At 51.7% G+C, this 17,507-nt stretch carries 17 protein-coding genes; 10 read left to right on the top strand and 7 right to left on the bottom strand.

Translation table 11 applies throughout. From position 1 onward, the window contains the following. The first annotated feature begins 5 nt into the window (after nucleotides 1-5). The 4 genes from C7T94_RS00355 to C7T94_RS00370 all read left to right on the top strand — a co-directional run bounded on the left by C7T94_RS00355 (nucleotide 6) and on the right by C7T94_RS00370 (nucleotide 5,632). Nucleotides 6-1,703, top strand: coding sequence for a M28 family peptidase (locus C7T94_RS00355; RefSeq protein ID WP_107212573.1), 1,698 nt, complete (start codon nucleotides 6-8; stop codon nucleotides 1,701-1,703). Next, nucleotides 1,700-3,181 carry a 1-hydroxycarotenoid 3,4-desaturase CrtD gene (crtD, locus tag C7T94_RS00360; RefSeq protein ID WP_107212575.1) on the top strand — a complete coding sequence of 494 codons (1,482 nt, stop codon included), beginning with the start codon at nucleotides 1,700-1,702 and terminating at the stop codon, nucleotides 3,179-3,181. Before C7T94_RS00355 ends, crtD begins: the two co-directional genes overlap by 4 nt. A 121-nt stretch (nucleotides 3,182-3,302) precedes the next feature. Further along, nucleotides 3,303-4,382 carry a glutamate 5-kinase gene (proB, locus tag C7T94_RS00365; protein WP_107214594.1) on the top strand — a complete coding sequence of 360 codons (1,080 nt, stop codon included), beginning with the start codon at nucleotides 3,303-3,305 and terminating at the stop codon, nucleotides 4,380-4,382. Between the two features lie 2 nt (nucleotides 4,383-4,384). Then, nucleotides 4,385-5,632: a glutamate-5-semialdehyde dehydrogenase gene (locus tag C7T94_RS00370; protein ID WP_107212577.1), complete on the top strand. Its 1,248-nt coding sequence runs from the start codon at nucleotides 4,385-4,387 to the stop codon at nucleotides 5,630-5,632. Here the strand turns inward: C7T94_RS00370 and C7T94_RS00375 are convergent. The 4 genes from C7T94_RS00375 to C7T94_RS00390 are packed head-to-tail and all read right to left on the bottom strand — an operon-like array spanning nucleotide 5,629 to nucleotide 8,973. Then, on the bottom strand, nucleotides 5,629-6,144 hold the full coding sequence (locus C7T94_RS00375) for a shikimate kinase (protein ID WP_107212579.1): 516 nt from the start codon (nucleotides 6,142-6,144) through the stop codon (nucleotides 5,629-5,631). The two genes, C7T94_RS00370 and C7T94_RS00375, sit on opposite strands and share 4 nt — an antisense overlap. Before the next feature lie 40 nt (nucleotides 6,145-6,184). Beyond that, nucleotides 6,185-7,240: an ABC transporter permease gene (locus tag C7T94_RS00380; RefSeq protein ID WP_107212581.1), complete on the bottom strand. Its 1,056-nt coding sequence runs from the start codon at nucleotides 7,238-7,240 to the stop codon at nucleotides 6,185-6,187. Beyond that, nucleotides 7,240-8,391, bottom strand: coding sequence for a BT_3928 family protein (locus C7T94_RS00385; protein ID WP_107212583.1), 1,152 nt, complete (start codon nucleotides 8,389-8,391; stop codon nucleotides 7,240-7,242). The genes C7T94_RS00380 and C7T94_RS00385 overlap by 1 nt, the downstream gene beginning before the upstream one ends. Nucleotides 8,392-8,430: 39 nt before the next feature. Continuing rightward, the gene (locus tag C7T94_RS00390) at nucleotides 8,431-8,973 is read right to left on the bottom strand and encodes a DUF1599 domain-containing protein (RefSeq protein WP_107212585.1); all 543 of its coding nucleotides are present in this window, start codon (nucleotides 8,971-8,973) and stop codon (nucleotides 8,431-8,433) included. Between the two features lie 142 nt (nucleotides 8,974-9,115). On the opposite strand from C7T94_RS00390, the gene folP reads away from it, so the two are divergent. Both folP and cdaA read left to right on the top strand, forming a co-directional pair. Continuing rightward, on the top strand, nucleotides 9,116-9,967 hold the full coding sequence (folP, locus tag C7T94_RS00395) for a dihydropteroate synthase (RefSeq protein WP_107212587.1): 852 nt from the start codon (nucleotides 9,116-9,118) through the stop codon (nucleotides 9,965-9,967). A 40-nt stretch (nucleotides 9,968-10,007) separates the two neighbouring features. Then, nucleotides 10,008-10,799: a diadenylate cyclase CdaA gene (gene cdaA / locus C7T94_RS00400; protein WP_107212589.1), complete on the top strand. Its 792-nt coding sequence runs from the start codon at nucleotides 10,008-10,010 to the stop codon at nucleotides 10,797-10,799. A gap of 50 nt (nucleotides 10,800-10,849) precedes the next feature. On the opposite strand, the gene C7T94_RS00405 is transcribed toward cdaA, so the two are convergent. Continuing rightward, complete coding sequence (locus C7T94_RS00405) at nucleotides 10,850-11,260, bottom strand: BrxA/BrxB family bacilliredoxin (protein ID WP_107212591.1); 411 nt, start codon at nucleotides 11,258-11,260, stop codon at nucleotides 10,850-10,852. Between the two features lie 162 nt (nucleotides 11,261-11,422). On the opposite strand from C7T94_RS00405, the gene C7T94_RS00410 reads away from it, so the two are divergent. The 3 genes from C7T94_RS00410 (at nucleotide 11,423) to C7T94_RS00420 (ending at nucleotide 14,350) form a co-directional block, all read left to right on the top strand. Further along, complete coding sequence (locus tag C7T94_RS00410; RefSeq protein WP_162618500.1) at nucleotides 11,423-12,259, top strand: M23 family metallopeptidase; 837 nt, start codon at nucleotides 11,423-11,425, stop codon at nucleotides 12,257-12,259. Nucleotides 12,260-12,544: 285 nt separating this feature from the next. Then, entirely contained in the window at nucleotides 12,545-13,861 is a 1,317-nt protein-coding gene (gene ahcY, locus C7T94_RS00415) for an adenosylhomocysteinase (RefSeq protein ID WP_107212595.1), read from the top strand. Nucleotides 13,862-13,921: 60 nt separating this feature from the next. Further along, entirely contained in the window at nucleotides 13,922-14,350 is a 429-nt protein-coding gene (locus tag C7T94_RS00420; RefSeq protein ID WP_204353185.1) for a ribosomal maturation YjgA family protein, read from the top strand. A 122-nt stretch (nucleotides 14,351-14,472) separates the two neighbouring features. Here the strand turns inward: C7T94_RS00420 and C7T94_RS00425 are convergent, their stop codons facing one another. Both C7T94_RS00425 and C7T94_RS00430 read right to left on the bottom strand, forming a co-directional pair. After that, nucleotides 14,473-14,856 carry a GtrA family protein gene (locus tag C7T94_RS00425; protein ID WP_107212599.1) on the bottom strand — a complete coding sequence of 128 codons (384 nt, stop codon included), beginning with the start codon at nucleotides 14,854-14,856 and terminating at the stop codon, nucleotides 14,473-14,475. Beyond that, entirely contained in the window at nucleotides 14,856-16,475 is a 1,620-nt protein-coding gene (locus tag C7T94_RS00430) for an ArnT family glycosyltransferase (RefSeq protein WP_162618501.1), read from the bottom strand. The genes C7T94_RS00425 and C7T94_RS00430 overlap by 1 nt, the downstream gene beginning before the upstream one ends. Before the next feature lie 259 nt (nucleotides 16,476-16,734). On the opposite strand from C7T94_RS00430, the gene C7T94_RS00435 reads away from it, so the two are divergent. Beyond that, complete coding sequence (locus C7T94_RS00435) at nucleotides 16,735-17,466, top strand: pyridoxine 5'-phosphate synthase (protein ID WP_107212602.1); 732 nt, start codon at nucleotides 16,735-16,737, stop codon at nucleotides 17,464-17,466. Nucleotides 17,467-17,507 lie beyond the last annotated feature (41 nt).

Consider the following 17,507-nt stretch of genomic DNA (forward strand, 5'->3'; position numbering starts at 1 on the left):
ATCTGATGAAATTCCGGCTCATACTGTCTGGCCTGCTGTTGCCCGCCGTGCTGCTGGCACAACAACCTGCCGCCAGGTACCTCGGACTGGCCAGGGCCGGGTTTAACGAAAAAAACGCTTTACAAACGACGGCCTATGTTGAGCAGCGCTGGCGCCTGCCGGGCAACACCGGCTTTAACGAAAGCATTCAACATGTGGCAGCACAGCTGGAAAAGGCTGGTTATAAATTACAAACGGCAGGATCACCCGCGGCGTCCCTTTCCTACCGAATCGAACGCCGGCCCATGAACCGTGCCACCTGGGAGCCGGTATCGGCCCTGGTTCGCATTACCGGCCAGAAAACTTCCCTGCTCGAGTTGCGCACAAACCGGAACATGCTGGCGATCAATTCAGCTGGCACCCCACCTGCAGGGATTACCGCAGCTGTTATTCAACTTAAAAGCGCTGCCGATATGCAGCATATGGATCTAAAGGGCAAGATCGTTTACCTTGACAAAGCACCCGCCAGTTTTTTCGCCGCGGCCATGAAAGCAGGCGCCGCCGGGGTACTCGGATACGCCATGCCCGCCTATACCCAGCCCGAAAAACACCAGACCTCTATCCAGTTCTCGCGAATCAGTAATGCTGAAGGCAAAGGTTTCGCGATTAATCTTTCTTATGCCGCGCGCCAAAGGCTGCAGGCCGCGCTGGCCGCAGGACCGGTCAAGCTGGACGTTGCGATCCGCACAAAGACCTACCTGGCAGAAGAACTGACCCTCATTGCCGAAATCCGCGGCGGCGAAAAACCGGAAGAACGGTTCGTTTACAGCGCACATGTACAGGAACCGGGGGCCAACGACAATGCAACGGGTGTGGCGACACTCGCTGAGATGGCCAGGCTGGCGGCTCAGCTGCATGCCGGCGGCAAAGCCCGCCCGGCACGTACCCTGACTTTCTTGTGGGGCGATGAGATCACTTCAACCCGCCGTTACATTGCCGACGATTCGCTGCGCGCAGCAGGGATCAGGTGGGGCATGAGCCTCGATATGGTTGGTGAAGATACACGCAAAACAGGCGGCTCATTCCTTATTGAAAAAATGCCCGACCCCTCGGCCATCTGGACCCGCGGTGCAGACAAACACAGTGAATGGGGCGCCGGCGAGATCGCAGAAAAAGACCTTTTCCCGCATTATTTCAACGATTTCATCCTGAACATTTGCCGTGAACAGGGCCGGTTTGCCAACTGGAAAGTAAACAGCAACCCGTTCGAAGGCGGGAGCGACCATACCCCTTTTTTACAGGCCCGCATCCCCGGACTGCTCATGTGGCATTTTACCGATGTCTTTTACCATACAGACAATGACCGGCTTGACAAGGTGTCGCCGGCTACCATGAAAAACGTAGGGGTTTGTGCCCTTGCAGCGGGGCTTACCTTGTGCAGCGCAGACGAACAAACAGCCTTCCTGGTGCTCGAACAGGTAAAGCAGGCAGCCAGAATACGTCTTCAAGATGAGGCCGTGCTCAGCAAAGCCGCAATAGCCGCTGGCCAGGACCGGAACGGGCAAAAGAAGATCCTGCAGAGCTGGAGTACATGGTACACCGGCGCCCTTGCCAGCGTCGGTGACCTCCCGGTCAGGAAAGAAAGCACAAAGCTGGGCTCTGCAATCAAGGTAGCGACCCTTGCCCTCGAGGCGCAGACCAACACTTTACTGCAACAACTTTGAACCAGCAGGATAAACCCCGTGCCATCATTGTAGGTGCCGGCATTGGCGGCCTTGCGGCAGCCATTCGCTTGTCTGTAAAAGGTTACCAGGTAACGGTATTCGAGTCTGGTGCTGCCCCGGGCGGCAAACTTGCCGAACTGCAGGGGGCCGGTTTCCGGTTTGATGCAGGCCCGAGCCTCTTTACAATGCCCCTGTATGTGGACGAGCTGTTTACGCTGGCCGGCAAAGATCCGCGGGCTTATTTCCGTTACCAGAAACTCGAAGAGATCTGCAGGTACTTTTACGAAGATGGCCTTCGCTTAACGGCCTGGTCTGACACGGAAAAACTGATCAGCGAGTTCAGCACCAAAACAGCGGCTACGCCCGAAGAGGTGAGTCGTTTCCTGGAGAAAAGTAAAGAGATTTACGACATCACCCACCGCGTTTTCCTGGAACGCAGCCTGCACAAAGTGAGCAGTTATCTGCATACAGATACCTTCAGGTCTATGGCCCGTTTTGGCGCCATTGACGCCTTCAGGAGCCAGAACGAGGCAAACGAGTCTTTCTTTTCAGATCGCCGTCTGGTTCAGCTTTTTAACCGGTATGCCACCTACAATGGTTCAAACCCTTACCAGGCACCAGCTACGCTGAATGTGATTCCGCATTTCGAAAACCATTTCGGTGCATACCTTCCCGAAGGCGGCATGTACAGCATTGTTCGTGCGCTCGAAAGGCTGGCCGGGGAACTGGGCACCACTTTTTATTACAATGAACCCGTAAACGAGATCCTGATTGTGAATAAAAAGGCGGTCGGTGTGGTAACCGCGGGCGGCACTCATGCGGCTGCAGTGGTGGTTTCGAACCTTGACGTCTGGTTTACCTACCGCAAACTGCTTCGCGGAATACCAGCCCCTGAAAAGTTGCTGGCTCAGCAGAGAAGCAGCTCGGCCCTGATCTTTTACTGGGGCATCAACCGCCGGTTTGAAACGACTGGTTTGCATAACATTTTCTTTTCTGCAGATTACCGCGCTGAATTCGACAGCATTTGGAAAGCACAACAGGTCAGTGCCGATCCTACCATTTATCTGAACATCACATCGAAAATGCTGCCCGAAGATGCACCTGCAGGCTGCGAAAACTGGTTTGTCATGATCAATGTACCTGCTGCGAACGGCCAGGACTGGCAAGCGATTGTCCGTACAGCCCGCGCCAGCATGATCAGCAAACTAAGCCGGTTGCTGGGCACCGAACTTGAGCCCCATATTGTGTATGAACGGGTGCTCGACCCGCTGACCATTGAAAGCCGTACCGGATCTTTCCAGGGCTCGCTTTACGGCAACAGTTCAAACAGCCGTTTTTCGGCATTTCTGAGACACCCCAATTTTAGCAGAAAAATCAGAAACCTGTATTTCTGCGGTGGTAGTGTGCACCCCGGCGGCGGTATACCACTTGCCCTGCTGTCGGCAAAGATCGCCGCAGACTGCGTGCAACCTCACTGATTATTTCTAAATTTGGCTTCGCGGATGGTTCCAGAACCACTGGCAACGCGCCCGTTCTCTTGGACGGGGCGGGTTGAGCAGCCGGACCAGCCGCATTGCCAACCATAAACCAAACCATAAAATGAAGTTCCCATACCGGAAGATCGTGGTCAAGATCGGGTCAAATGTGATCACGCAGGATGACGGCCTTCCCGACCACAGCCGAATAAAAGACCTTGTTGACCAGGTTGCCGTATTGAGAGCATCGGGTCTGGAGGTTGTACTGGTCTCCTCGGGTGCGGTGGCCTCAGGCCGAAGCATCATCACCGTTGCCGAAAAACAAAATGCCGTTGCTGCAAGACAGTTGCTGGCTTCGATCGGGCAGGTAAAACTCATTAATACCTACGCTGCATTGTTCGAGGCCCACGGGATCAATTGCGCGCAGGTGCTGGTTACAAAAGAAGACTTTCGCGACCGGCTCCATTACCTGAACATGAAAAACTGTCTGCAGATCCTGTTGCAGCATCAGGTTGTGCCGATCATCAACGAGAATGATGTGGTCTCTGTAACCGAACTGATGTTCACCGACAACGATGAGCTTGCCGGGCTTGTGGCGGCCATGCTGGGTGCCGATGCGCTGGTGATTCTTTCGAACGTGAACGGAATTTACACCGGTGATCCGAAAAGTCCGGATTCCCGGCTCCTTGAAGAAATTAGCGGCAGTACCGCTGCCATAGCGGGCTATGTAACGACCGGTAAATCGCAGTTTGGCCGGGGCGGAATGCTGACCAAGGCCAGCATGGCTGCAAAGACGGCAAGCCTCGGCATCCCCGTACACATCACCAACGGCAAAACCGACAATGTGCTGCCGCTGCTGCTGGCGGGTAAATTGGCGCACACCAGGTTCGCCACCGAGAAAAGGGCCTCTAACAAAAAGAAGTGGATCGCCCATTCAGAGAATGCCGCCAGCGGTACGGTCCAGGTCAATGAAGGGGCTAAACTCGCGCTGACCTGTGGCCGGGCCAGCAGCCTGCTTCCCGTGGGCATTACGGCCGTGCTGTCGGGCTTTCAAAAAGGTGATATCATCAGGGTGGTCGATGAACGCGGCCAAACAGTCGGGCTGGGCATTGCCGAATACGGCGCGGATAAGGCTAAAGAGCGCATTGGCCAGAAAAACCAGCGCCCGCTGGTCCATTACGATTATTTTTACGCGAGCAACTAACCATGACATTCGATCATTACTTCAAAAAGGCCGCAGCGGCCAGCCGGCTTACCTCGGCTATTGGTGAAGCAAAACGCATCTCCGTGCTGGAGGCCCTGGCAGACGAACTGCGCGCTGGCACGGACCACATCCTGAAACAGAACCAGCGCGACCTTGACCGCATGGACACCAGCGACCCACGCTATGACCGCCTTAAACTTACCGAAGAACGTATTGCCGGTATTGCTGCAGAAGTCTTGCAGGTAGCCGCGCTTGAAGACCCTCTGGGCAGAACCCTGAGCAGGAAAACCCTGCCCAACGGGCTGGACCTGCTGAAGGTTACGGTTCCACTTGGCGTGGTCGGCGTGATTTACGAGGCCAGGCCAAATGTTACGGTCGATGTTTTTTCGCTTTGCTTTAAAACGGGAAATGTTGCGGTCTTAAAGGGCGGCAGCGATGCAGCTTGCTCAAATACTGCGCTGGCCGGCATTATCCATGACGTGCTCCGCAAACAGGGCCTGCCAGAAGACCTGGCCGTGCTGCTGCCCGCAGAACGGGAAGCAACAGCGGCCTTGCTGCAGGCGCGGCAATATGTGGATGTCCTCATCCCAAGGGGCAGCCAGCAGTTGATCGATTATGTGCGCGACAACAGCCGCGTTCCGGTTATTGAAACGGGCGCAGGCATCGTACATGCGTTTTTTGATGAAAGCGGCGATATCAGAAAAGGCCGGGAAATTGTGACCAACAGCAAAATGCGGCGTGTGAGTGTGTGTAATGCGCTTGACTGCCTGCTGGTTCATGAAAGCCGTCTGGCTGACCTGCCTGAATTGCTCGGCGGACTGGCCCTTGCAGGCGCCGGAGTTTTTGCCGATGGGCCGGCTCATGCCGCGTTGACGAACACCTATCCTGAGCATCTGCTGCAAGAGGCTGCTCCCGAACATTTTGGCACGGAGTTTCTGTCGGCCAGACTAGCCGTCAAAACTGTGCGCAACCTTGACGAGGCCCTGGAGCACATTGCCGAATACAGCTCGAAACACAGCGAAGCGATCATTTCTGAAACACCGGCGCACATTGACCAGTTCCTTCAGCAGGTAGATGCCGCCGCAGTGTATGCCAATGCATCGACAGCATTTACCGATGGTGCCCAGTTTGGTTTGGGAGCTGAAATTGGGATCAGCACACAGAAACTGCATGCGCGGGGACCAATGGCCCTGCAGGAACTAACCAGCTATAAGTGGCAAATTCGCGGCAGCGGTCAGATTCGAAGTTAGGGAAACACTGTTTTTTCAAGTTCTTCAGCACTCAGGTCAAACGCGTTCAAAATATACGTGGCCTGGCTGTAAAATGGTTCGCGTTCACCCAGTTTCTGTTCAATAAATTGCAGCAGCGTGGGGTCATCCATGTCCTTAATCAGCGGTCTTTTTTCGCGTTTTTGGAGCCTGGAGACCAATTGGGCAGGCTCCATTTTGAGGTAAACGCTTTTGCCGTGCAAGTTGATCCAATCCATGTTGTCAAAAAAGCAGGGCAGGCCGCCGCCGGTTGCCACGACACAGGTTTCAGGATAGGCGAATTCATGCAAAGTTTCCCGTTCCAGTATGCGGAAACCGGCTTCGCCGTGCGCGGCAAAATAGTCGGTAATGCTTTGACCAGCCGCTTTCACGATCTCATCGTCCAGGTCAATAACCGGGCAGCTCAGGCGTTGCGCCAGCTGTTTGGCTTTCGTGCTCTTTCCGCAGCCCATAAAACCTATGAGAAAAATAATGCCTTTTTTTTGCTGTTCCATCTGTCCTCTTTAAACTTTTTAACTCATGCCGATGAGGTCATCAGCTCAATTTTACCCTTGGGTCTACAACCGCGTACAGCATGTCTACAATGATATTGATCACCACAAATACGAAAGCAATAAATAAGATCGAGCCCATTACTACGGGAAAATCAGACATTTCAAGAGCGGTGACGGTGGTACGCCCAAGGCCGTTGTAGCCAAAAATGTATTCTACAAAAAATGACCCGGCCAGCAGCGAAGCAAACCAGCCTGAAATGGCCGTAATGACCGGGTTGAGCGCATTTTTAAGCGCATGTTTATAAATGATGGCGCTGCGCCCGAGCCCCTTTGCCCGGGCCGTGCGGATGTAGTCCTGCGCCAGCACGTCGAGCATCGCGCTGCGCGTAAGCTGAACAATGATGGCAAGCGGCCTGAGTCCGAGGGTAATCATGGGAAGCCAGAGGTTTCGCAGCGTAAGCACCTCGCCCCGGAAAGGATCGTAGCTGTACAGGCTGCCTGACATGGACAGGCCGGTCACATCGCTCAGCAAAAATCCGAAAATCCAGGCAATGATGATCCCCGCAAAGAACGAGGGGGCCGAAATGCCCAGGATGGCGAAAGAATTGGCCAGGCGGTCGATCCACGTATCTTTGTAAACGGCACTGAGAACCCCCAGGAAAATGCCGATCAGGGTGGCAAAGATCATCGCTGTTGCGGCAAGAATAAAGGTGTTTGGAACGGTCTCGGCAAGGATGGCCGTAACATCGCGACGAGTCTGGTACGAACTGCGCAGGTACGGCCATTTTAGCGCCAGTGCATGTTCGTCTGCTTTGAACAGCCGGATATACCGGTATTTTTCCCTGTTAGCCGGCGTGTCTTCGTGCCAGCTGAGCGGCGAGAGGTCATTTACATACAATAAAAACTGGACGTGCCTGGGGCGGTCCAGTCCAAATTCTTTGCGTACTGCCTCGAGCGATTGTACGTCGGCCCGCTGACCCATGGTCATGCGGGCAGGATCTCCAGGCAGGATGTTAAAAAGCACGAACACGACGACCACCACGCCTCCCATAACGATCAGTCCGTAAAGCAGTTTTCTAAAAGTATAGCGCAGCATTATTTGGAAAAATAGTTTTTAGAGAGTATGTCGAAATCAGGCAGGCTGTGATAGTGCCACTTGTTTACAATGGTGCCCTCCCGGAGCAGGAGCACGCCCGGATTGGCCCTGACCATACTTTTTAGCGGCACGGCATCGGCATAAAACACCTCCATAAACAGGCGGTGGTTGCGGCTGAAAGTAGCGGCATCCCTGGCCGAACTGGCAGTAAGCAACACCGTCCGGATATTAAAATGCTCACTGGCGTTGAGGGCCAGCGCATTGATCGCCGCTATAGCCTGCTCATTGGCCTGATCCAGGTTCCAGGCCACCACCACCAGGTTGTAATAGGGATTTTCCAGCAGCTCGCGGGTATAATCTGTGCCTGATGCGTCGTTGATAAAGAGGTCTTTAACCGGGGGCGTAAAGCCTTTTTTCCAGAGTTCTTTTGTTGGCTCGCCGACTATTTTCCAGGCATCGTCTTTCCAGATTCCTTCTTTCAGGTAGGCGGCATCTGTAATCTGTCTCGATTGCCCTGTTTTGCTGTTCTTAAGCTGGTACACGATGCGGTATTCATCGGGCTTTTTCCCAGGAGGCACCTGCATGAGCGCGGGAATGTTTGCTCCCACTTTATAAGGCAGGAAGTCGATTACCGGACCATAGTTATAAGTAAGGGAACCGAACATGAGCGAAGCGGTAAAGATGGCTGCAAAAAGTCCGGCGCGCCGGCCCGGATGATGCACCACAGGCGTGATCCGGTTCCTTTCACGAAATATAAAAACGATCAGCAGCAGCAGCACCAGGTCTTTTGTAAATGACTGCCAGGGCGTGAGCGGTATGGCATCGCCAAAACAGCCACAGGAAGTAACGACCTTAAAGGCTGCCGAGACGAAAGTCAGCAGCGTAAAAAAGATAATGAGCAGCAACAGGCCCCAGGCTACCCGCCGAGCAGACATGCCCAGCAGCAGGAGTGCGCCCAGTAGGATTTCGAGGGCACAAAGCAGAATGGCCAGCAGAGTGGCAATTCCGTTTAGGAAACCCATATGGAAAACATCAAAGTATTCTTGCAGCTTATAACCGAAACCGAGGGGATCGTTAGCTTTGATCAGTCCCGAAAATATAAACAGGATACCGACAAAAAGCCGCGCAAACAAGAGTAAGTTTCTTTTCATATTCTTTGAGTTTTATGCTGCCAATGCCGCCACCAATGGCTACAGACCGAGTTTAATCAGCGCGAACACCGCATAATTGATCATATCCTGGTAGTTCGCCTTGATCCCCTCAGAGACCAGCGTCTGCCCTTCATTATCTTCGATTTGCTTTACCCTGAGAATTTTCATCAGGATCAGGTCGGTGATTGAGCTTACCCGCATGTCGCGCCAGGCCTCGCCATAGTCGTGGTTTTTGGCAAACAACAGTTCCCGGACCTCATTGATCTTTTCGTCGTAACGGCTTTCTACCTCGGCCGGGTCCAATTCAAGGGGAGTTTCAGCAGGCAATTCAAGCTGCAGCATGGCCATGACACAGTAATTGATGATGCCAATATATTCAGGAAGCACCCCCTCGCCTACTTTCGAGACCTTTTTCTCTTCAAGCGTACGAATGCGCTGCGCCTTGATGAAAATCTGGTCTGTTATTGAGCTCGGCCGCAGAATGCGCCAGGCTGTGCCGTAATCTTTTGTTTTTTTGATGAACAGGTTACGGCAGTGAGCGATCACTGCATCGAATTCTGTCGCTGTATTTTTTTGTGCCAAAGAAATAATTATTGCTTTTAAGTATTTTTGCTGCAGTCACGGCCTGTTCCCGACCGTCCGGCAGCGCCGTTTGCAGGGCGCCCCAGCCCGCAAAGAACGGCTAAAGATACATTTTTGAACGCAAACCTCAACCGCCTGCAGCATGACAACAAGCAATCCTTCGACGGCCATATACTGGCAATTCGGCTCCCGAACCGTCGACTTCGCCGCGCCGCGGGTAATGGGCATTCTGAACGTTACGCCTGACTCGTTTTTTGCAGCAAGCAGACAGCAGGATATCGATGCTGCACTGCGCAAGGCCGGGCAGTTCCTGGACGAAGGCGCCACCTTTATCGATGTAGGGGCTTACTCTTCCAGGCCCGGGGCAGATGACATTGCACCCGCCGAAGAACTGCGCCGGCTGATACCGGTTATCGAAGCCCTTTCCAAACACTTCCCTGAGGCTATCCTCTCTGCAGACACCTTCCGCGCCGCAGTAGCCAGGGAGGCGGTGGCTGCCGGGGCGCACCTGGTCAATGATATCGGAGGCGGCATCCTGGATCCGGCGATGTTCGACACGGTAGCCGGCCTGAAGGTCCCTTACATACTCATGCACATGCGCGGAACGCCGCAAACCATGAAAACGCACACCGGGTACAATGACATGCTCACAGAGATGGACGCCTTTTTTTCCGCACAGGTGGAAGCGCTGTTAGAAAAAGGAGTGAAAGATGTTTGCATTGACGTGGGTTTCGGGTTTGCCAAGACCATTACGCAGAATTATACCCTGTTGCGGTCAATGCATCGTTTCCAGGAATTCGGGTTGCCCTTGCTGGCCGGCCTGTCGCGTAAATCAATGGCCTGGAAACCGCTTGGCATCAAAGCAGATGAAGCACTGAATGCAACCACCGTGCTCCATACCCTTGCCCTGCAGCAGGGCGCATCCATTCTTCGAGTGCACGACGTACGTGAAGCGGTTGAGTGCATCCGCATCAGTGAGCTTTACACCGGCTGATGCACATCAATATGTAGATTTGTTTTTCTAAATTGCCGCAATGAAGGGTTTTGAATTTGACTTTCTTAAGATCACCATAACCGATGTGGTCGATGTTGTGCTTGTCGCCGTGCTCATCTATTATGTTTATAACCTGATCAGAAACACCCTCGCCGTTAACCTGCTGCTTGGCATGTTCATCGTGCTGATCCTCTGGTTTGTTGTCGACTCGTTGAAGATGGAACTGCTTTCGACCATCATCAACAAATTCATGAATGTCGGCATTATCGCCCTGCTGATCATTTTTCAACCCGAGATCAGGCGCTTTCTGCTGCTGATCGGCAAAAACGCGTTCCTGCAAAAAAACAAGGCCTGGTGGGGGTACCTGTTTGGCCGTAAAGACATTGAGCGCAACAACCTGGCTCGAATCAAGCCGATCATTGATGCCTGTAAAAGCATGAAAAAAACACGCACGGGTGCGCTGATTGTGATCGTTAAATTTTATGACGAACAATTTTTTGCGAACAGCTGCGAAGCGGTGAATGCCCGTATATCGAAGCGGCTTTTGGAAGCCATTTTTCAAAAAAATAGTCCGCTGCATGACGGCGCCGTGGTGATCTCTGAAAACAAAATCAAAAGCGCCAGCTGTATTTTGCCGCTAACCGACAATGACCAGCTGCCGCCGCAGTTTGGCTTGCGGCACCGCGCGGGGATCGGCGTTTCTGAAACCACCGATGCGGTTGCCGTGATCGTATCTGAAGAAACGGGCGAAATTTCGTACGCCAAACAGGGTCGCGTGCGGATGAATGTTTCGTTCGGCGAACTGGAAAAGCTGCTCAACAAGGACTTTTAACGAAAAAGCCACCCGGTTCGCGGATGGCTTTGTTTATTTTTACAATGAGCTTAGCAGTATTGTTCAAAAGCACCGATCAGGTTGTCGGCGATCATTTGGGCGGGGCGGCCTTCAATCTGGTGGCGTTCAATCATGTGAACCAACTTACCGTCTTTGAACAGCGCCATGGCCGGCGATGATGGCGGATAAGGGATCATGTAGCTTCGTGCTTTATCTACTGCTTCCTTTTCCATACCCGCAAAAACCGTAACCAGTTTATCAGGATGCTTTTCATGCGCAGCGGCTGCTTTTGCTGCCGGACGTGCATTGGCTGCCGCACAGCCGCAAACAGAATTAACAACCAGCAAGACGGTTCCTTCGCTTTTCAGGGCGTTGTCGACATCGGCTGCATCTTTTAACTCTTCAAAACCGGCGCCGGTCAGATCCTTGCGCATGGGTTCAACTAAATATTCAGGATACATTTTTTTAAATTATTTCGTTTTTCAAATCAATATCACAAAATTAGCTAAATCTAACCGGAAAAACCCTTAGCTAACCATTATTAACAATCGGATGATATTCGCCGAAATTGTCGTATCGTTTTGAAAATGTTAAATTTGCAACCTGCAAACCGCAAAGGATTGATGAGAAGAAGGAAAGAGAAAACGACAATCATTATTGTCAACGAGCAGAAGAATGCCATTCAGCCAATCGAGGTTCCCAGTAAGTTTGTCGTCAACTGGAAAAAATATGCATTAGCCGCCGTACTGGTGTTTTTTTCAATGGTCACATCCATTATTTACCTGACCATTAGCAGGAACGAACTGTATGAATCGGGCCAGGTCCTGGCCAGCCAGCTTGAGGCCGTGCAAAGCGAAATGCAGGAGATGGCTACTGATACCGTCAAAGCCGAAGAGCCGGACCGTTATGCTGAAATCGACAATAAACTCAGCACAATCAATAAATTTTTGAAGGCCCGCGGCCTTAAACCAGCTTTCAGCGACCAGAAAAAGAAGGAACTGACGGAAGAGGAAATAGACAACTACTATAAGGAATACCTTAATAAAGTAATTTTCAACCTGGCCCATACACCCATTGGCTTTCCCTACCCGGGCCATATTACCTCGACATTCGGGCACCGGGAAAACCCCTTTACTTTTTCAGGCGGCGAGCGCCATAAAGGCATCGACATTAAAGGCAATACCGGCGATCCGGTTCGGGCAACTGCGCAGGGCCGCGTTACTTTTGCCGGCTATCGCGGCGGATACGGCAAGTGTATCGTGCTGAAGCACGCCAATGGTTTCGAAACGCTGTACGGTCACCTTTCGCGCATCAATGTAGATGAAGGCGACCGGGTAAAAGTTGGCGAACTCATTGGCCGCATCGGCTCTACAGGCCGCAGCACCGGTCCGCACCTGCATTACGAAGTGCACCGCAACGGGAAATTTGTGAACCCGAAAGGATACCTTTCGTTGAACTAACGAGAGGCAGCCAGCCAGGTGCCTGACCGTGTAAACAACGCCTCAGCCTTTGGGCAGATACACGTTTCAATAAAACGATATTCACGACAACCAGTCGTACTGCTTGCCTGGCAGGTTGAGGGCGCAGCGCCGGTTTGTTTTCGATCGCCGAAATGTCAACATTTTACACACGCCTTCCTCTTTCTCATATTAATCACCGATATTTGTACCGGTATTTGCGCGTGGCGCAAAGCGCCGTAAGCATGCAGCAAATTTGCTGTGATTCAATTCATTAAAAAAATAAACATGTCATCAGTAGAGACGACTTACGTACCTTACAAAGTTAAGGACATTTCACTGGCGGAGTGGGGCCGCAAAGAAATCGAACTGGCAGAGGCAGAGATGCCTGGCCTGATGTCCCTTCGCAAAGAGTTCGGACCTTCGAAACCCCTTAAAGGCGCCCGCATTGCCGGCTGCCTGCACATGACCATTCAGACTGCCGTGCTGATCGAAACACTTGTTGAGCTCGGCGCAGACGTAACCTGGTCTTCTTGCAATATCTTCTCTACCCAGGATCATGCAGCCGCTGCCATTGCAGCCGCAGGAATTTCTGTGTATGCCTGGAAAGGCCTGACAGAGGAAGAATTTGACTGGTGTATCGAGCAGACCTTGCACTTCGGCGAAGACCGCAAGCCCCTGAACATGATCCTGGACGACGGTGGTGATCTGACCAACATGGTATTTGACAGGTACCCTGAATTGATCGGCGAGATCCGCGGACTTTCTGAAGAAACCACGACGGGCGTTCACCGCTTGTATGAGCGCATGAAAAATGGCACGCTTCACCTGCCGGCCATTAACGTAAATGATTCTGTTACAAAATCAAAATTTGACAACAAGTACGGTTGCCGCGAGTCGCTCGTAGACGCCATTCGCCGTGCTACCGATATTATGCTGGCCGGCAAGGTTGCCGTTGTGGCGGGATATGGAGATGTAGGTAAAGGTTCTGCTGAGTCTCTGAGCTCACAGGGCGTTCGGGTTATTGTTACCGAAATCGACCCGATCTGCGCGCTGCAGGCGGCTATGGAAGGTTACGAAGTCAAAAAATTTGCAACCGCCGTTAAGGAAGCCGATATCATTGTTACCACGACCGGAAACTGCGACATTGTTCGCGCTGAGCACTTCCGGCTGATGAAAGACAAAGCCATTGTTTGCAACATCGGCCACTTCGATAACGAGATCGACGTAGCCTGGCTGAACCAGAACTACGGCGACACAAAAGTGGAGATTAAACCACAGGTTGATAAGTATACAATCGATGGCAAAGACATCATTCTCTTAGCAGAAGGACGTCTGGTGAACCTTGGCTGTGCCACTGGTCACCCCAGCTTTGTAATGAGCAACTCGTTTACCAACCAAACGCTGGCACAGCTTGAATTGTGGACCAACCGGGATGCTTATGAGAACAAAGTATATACCCTGCCTAAACACCTCGACGAAAAGGTTGCACGTTTGCACCTCGAAAAAATTGGTGTTGAGCTTGACGTGCTAGATCAGCACCAGGCAGACTACATCGGTGTTCCTGTCGAAGGCCCGTACAAGCCAGAGGCATACAGATACTAATCGTTAAAAATGCGAAAGCCGCCGGATATTCCGGCGGCTTTTTTTTTACCCAAAGTGCGCATGACAAAAACATTCGATTCCATGGATGGAAACCGGATCAGGTTTCGCTGGTCAGCTGGTTATTTTATGGTTGCACTGCTTTTATTCATTACAGAGTTACTTATTGCACTTTACGTACATGATAATTTCGTGCGGCCATATGTCGGCGATTTCCTCGTTGTCATATTCATCTACGCATTCATCCGGACGTTCTGGGCGCTGCCCCCAGGGCCATTACTGATTGGTGTCTTTTTGTTCGCCTGCGCCATTGAAACTGCTCAATACCTCGACCTGGTCAAACGCATCGGACTGGAAAACTCCCCCGCTGCGCGAACGGTACTGGGCACCTTCTTCAGTTGGAATGACATAGCTGCGTACGCTTTAGGTTGCCTATCAGTTACAGGGGTGGAATGGGCCATCCGTAACCGGCCGAAACCGGCCATAAGCTGAGCAGGATCGGTTCGCAGCAAAACAGGCGGATTGAATTTGGCAGAGCTCGACTCCACCAAAGTTGGTAACTTTTATAAAGTTACCAACTTTAAGTTAAAAAATCAATCGTTTACCGATGAAAACTAAACAAAAGTAAAGATGAAATTTGCCGTGAAATTCCAGATGAATACAATCAATGTAGCTGAGAGTTTTGCCAGGTAAAAAGGCATCTTCAGTTTTGATTGGTGCAACAGGTACAGGAACCCCGTGTTCAGCAGCAAACCGATCAGGCTGATGGCAACGAATTTGGCAAACTCCCCTTCCCAGTGGATGTTGTGACTCTGGAAGGTCCATGACCTGTTCAGCAGGAAGTTGCTGATCACGGCCAGTGAAAAACCAACAGTGTTGGCCAGGTACTTGTTCGTTTTAAGACGGTCTTTCAATAGCCAGGTCGTACCAAAATCGATCAGCAGACCTGAAAAGCCGACAACACCGAACTTCAGAATCTTAAAAAAAACCTTTTCCATTACCGTTCAATTTTTAACAGCACAAAACTATCCAGCGTACCTTCCCGTGTTGCTGCATTCAGAAATTTTGGCTTAAGACGGGTTATGTGGTAACCCTTAAACGCCTTTAAACGCACTGCACCAAACCGCTCTTCCAACTCTGCTGCCGATTCCGTGTCTGCATACACCAGCAAAGGCTTGTCGGTTTGAAGTTCAGCGAGTGCTTCCGGAGTCTCCGCCCGGTCTACCAATCCCGGATGGTAAAATTCAAATGCATAGGCATTCATCAACTGCTTATAAATTACCGGCCTTCCTTTAAGACCCTGAACGGCACTCCACCTAGCAGCCTGCATACCTGCCTGGTATTGGAGCAGCGCCGGATAAAAAAAGAAATTAACGAAGATGAGAAAGAGCAGGGCAAAGGTCACACTTGACCATACAATACCCCGTTGGGCCGACCGCAGGCCTTGCCAGGCAATCAGGCTGACAGCTGCCACGACAAGGATGTAGAACAGCCCTGAGCCTTTCACTCCAAAGAAAAATACGATCACCGCAAGCAGCAGACAGGCGAGCACGCAAATAATCGCCTGTATACTTCGCCAGCTGCGCAGGGCAACCGGAGACAACGTGCCCAGGTAGGCTGAAGACAGGATAGCGAGTTGCGGAAAGATCAGAATGATGTAATGCGGCAATTGAAATTTTGACAGCGAGAAAATGATAAACGTAAGTGCGGCAACAAGAAAGATGATTGCTTTGGCATTTAACACCCGTTTAATGTGGCGTAAGTCACGCCAAACAGCAGCGAACAAGATCAGCGACCAGGGCAGAAAAGCCCATAGCGTGGTATGGATAAAAAACGACAGATCACCTTTTCCCTTGATGGGGCCATTGTTGAAAAAGCGCCCGAACTGGCTGTCCCAGAAAAAGAACCGGATACCCGAAACATTTGTCTGGCCAAAGACCACTTTGTCAGGGTGCATGTCAAATTGCCGGTAAAGGCAGTAGAGCTCTGGGCTAATAAATGCCAGGATCAATGCAATAGCCAGCCACCACCGCGCGCTGAACAGCGAGCGCCACTGTCCGGTCAGCAGCCAGTACAAAATAAAGCCGCCAAACAAGGGCATCAGCACGAAAATGCCTTTGGTCATAACGGCCAGTGCAGCCATAAAGGACCCCGCAATAATGTGCCACACCCAACGCTCGCCGCGCGCAAGAAAATAGTGGTACAATGCACCGACACTGAAAGCCGTCAGGTACACCTCTGCACGAACATCATAATTGCAGAGGATGAGGTGTAGCGAGGAAAAATAAATGACCGCTGCGAGCAAAGCCGTTTGCCGGTTATACAAGTGCAGGGCGAGCCTGTAGAGGTAAACCAGGCCGAGCAGGCCAGCCAGGAAAGACGGCAGTTTATACGCAAAGGCACTTAAACCAAAAATTTTGAAGGACGCAGCAGCAAGCCAAAACGGCAAATGCGGTTTGTCTAGCCACTCTCCGCCATTGCCGAACAGGTTGATCCAATCGCCTCGCAGCACAATGTTTTTCGCTATGGAGGCATACAAAGCCGCATCCGGCTCCATCACCGGTCCGGCCAGCGAGGCCGCGCCAAAAAGAATGAGCAGGCCTAATAAATACAACATCGATTTTTCTGATGGCATAGCGCGTATCTGGTCGGGCAAAAATCAGCATAATTTTACCGGAACAGAAATTAATATGCGGAAAGCAAGATGCCACGCCGTTTTTGTAACTTTAGCGCAGTTATGAACAAGGAAAAGATCATTTTCTGGTTCAAGAAGGTCGGCATTGCCGGTTTTCTTTTTTTTCTGATCAAAGGCCTGATCTGGCTTGTCGTTATCTATTATCTTGGCAAGAAGATCTGAGCTGATTGCACATCTGTATATGGCTACAAAACTTTCTGTAAACATCAATAAAATTGCCACCCTGCGCAACAGCCGGGGCGGCAACAATCCCGACCTGGTCAAAGTGGCATTAGATTGCGAAGCATTCGGCGCTGAAGGCATCACCGTGCATCCACGGCCTGATGAACGCCACATCCGTTACCAGGATGTGTATGACCTGAAAGCGGCCATCTCAACCGAATTTAACATTGAAGGAAACTGCCGCGAGCAAAAGTTTGTAGACCTGGTCTTAGCCAACAAACCTGCGCAGGTTACACTTGTGCCCGATGCCGAAGGACAAATTACATCTAACCATGGCTGGGACACCGGCAAACACCGCGATTACCTGCGCGAAATGGTTAGCGTATTCCAGGGAGCAGGCATCCGGGTATCGATTTTCGTTGATCCGGTGGTTGAAATGATTCAGGGTGCTGCAGAAACAGGCACAGACCGCATTGAGCTTTATACCGAGGCCTATGCACACAATTACTACGAGTCGCGCGAGAAAGCGGTCCTCCCCTATGCTGCTGCTGCGCGCCGCGCGCATGAACTTGGGCTGGGACTCAACGCAGGCCATGACCTTGACCTTCATAATCTGCGCTTTTTTGCCCAGCAGGTACCTGGTCTGCTCGAAGTCTCAATTGGCCACGCGCTTATTTGCGACGCAATTTATCTGGGACTGGAGAATACGATCCAGCAATACCTGCATCAGCTGCGTGAAAGCGCCTATTAACGCCAGCACCTATGCCTGCCGTTCAAAACACGGATAAGCAC

Origin of the sequence: Pedobacter yulinensis (assembly GCF_003029735.1) — a bacterium.
Lineage (GTDB): Bacteria > Bacteroidota > Bacteroidia > Sphingobacteriales > Sphingobacteriaceae > Pedobacter > Pedobacter yulinensis.

Bases quoted from the DNA above. Each gene is read 5' to 3' on its own strand.
- C7T94_RS00425 (WP_107212599.1), bottom strand. From the start codon at position 14,856: ATGGAAAAGGTTTTTTTTAAGATTCTGAAGTTCGGTGTTGTCGGCTTT.
- C7T94_RS00410 (WP_162618500.1), top strand. From the start codon at position 11,423: ATGAGAAGAAGGAAAGAGAAAACGACAATCATTATTGTCAACGAGCAG.
- proB (WP_107214594.1), top strand. From the start codon at position 3,303: ATGAAGTTCCCATACCGGAAGATCGTGGTCAAGATCGGGTCAAATGTG.
- C7T94_RS00380 (WP_107212581.1), bottom strand. From the start codon at position 7,240: ATGCTGCGCTATACTTTTAGAAAACTGCTTTACGGACTGATCGTTATG.
- C7T94_RS00405 (WP_107212591.1), bottom strand. From the start codon at position 11,260: ATGTATCCTGAATATTTAGTTGAACCCATGCGCAAGGATCTGACCGGC.
- C7T94_RS00370 (WP_107212577.1), top strand. From the start codon at position 4,385: ATGACATTCGATCATTACTTCAAAAAGGCCGCAGCGGCCAGCCGGCTT.
- cdaA (WP_107212589.1), top strand. From the start codon at position 10,008: ATGAAGGGTTTTGAATTTGACTTTCTTAAGATCACCATAACCGATGTG.
- C7T94_RS00420 (WP_204353185.1), top strand. From the start codon at position 13,922: ATGACAAAAACATTCGATTCCATGGATGGAAACCGGATCAGGTTTCGC.
- C7T94_RS00375 (WP_107212579.1), bottom strand. From the start codon at position 6,144: ATGGAACAGCAAAAAAAAGGCATTATTTTTCTCATAGGTTTTATGGGC.
- folP (WP_107212587.1), top strand. From the start codon at position 9,116: ATGACAACAAGCAATCCTTCGACGGCCATATACTGGCAATTCGGCTCC.
- ahcY (WP_107212595.1), top strand. From the start codon at position 12,545: ATGTCATCAGTAGAGACGACTTACGTACCTTACAAAGTTAAGGACATT.
- C7T94_RS00435 (WP_107212602.1), top strand. From the start codon at position 16,735: ATGGCTACAAAACTTTCTGTAAACATCAATAAAATTGCCACCCTGCGC.
- C7T94_RS00385 (WP_107212583.1), bottom strand. From the start codon at position 8,391: ATGAAAAGAAACTTACTCTTGTTTGCGCGGCTTTTTGTCGGTATCCTG.
- C7T94_RS00430 (WP_162618501.1), bottom strand. From the start codon at position 16,475: ATGTTGTATTTATTAGGCCTGCTCATTCTTTTTGGCGCGGCCTCGCTG.
- C7T94_RS00355 (WP_107212573.1), top strand. From the start codon at position 6: ATGAAATTCCGGCTCATACTGTCTGGCCTGCTGTTGCCCGCCGTGCTG.